The organism is Neisseria oralis, assembly GCF_045062685.1.
Lineage (GTDB): Bacteria > Pseudomonadota > Gammaproteobacteria > Burkholderiales > Neisseriaceae > Neisseria > Neisseria oralis.
On record NZ_JBJGEB010000060.1, the window covers coordinates 1 to 268 of the forward strand.

Consider the following 268-nt stretch of genomic DNA (forward strand, 5'->3'; position numbering starts at 1 on the left):
CCTTAAGAGGCATTGTTTAGGTTTTGTTTAAGTTAATCGACCATACTGGAGATCGTCAGAAAATATTTCCAGGAGATGGCATGATTCGCTTATCTGAACAAAGTCCCCTGGGCACCGGAAGACATCGGAAATGTTATGCGCATCCGGAAGATGCCCAACGCTGTATCAAGATTGTCTACCATCGTGGCGATGGTGGCGATAAAGAGATCCGCCGTGAGTTAAAGTACTACGCGCATCTTGGTCGCCGGTTAAAAGACTGGAGTGGAAT

The 268-nt window shown here is 46.6% G+C and carries 1 protein-coding gene; it reads left to right on the forward strand.

The genetic code is table 11. The annotated features are described in order from the left end of the window. Positions 1-80 precede the first annotated feature (80 nt). A partial coding sequence (locus ACI43T_RS12080) for a YrbL family protein (RefSeq protein WP_405387361.1) occupies positions 81-268 on the forward strand: 188 nt, incomplete at its 3' end.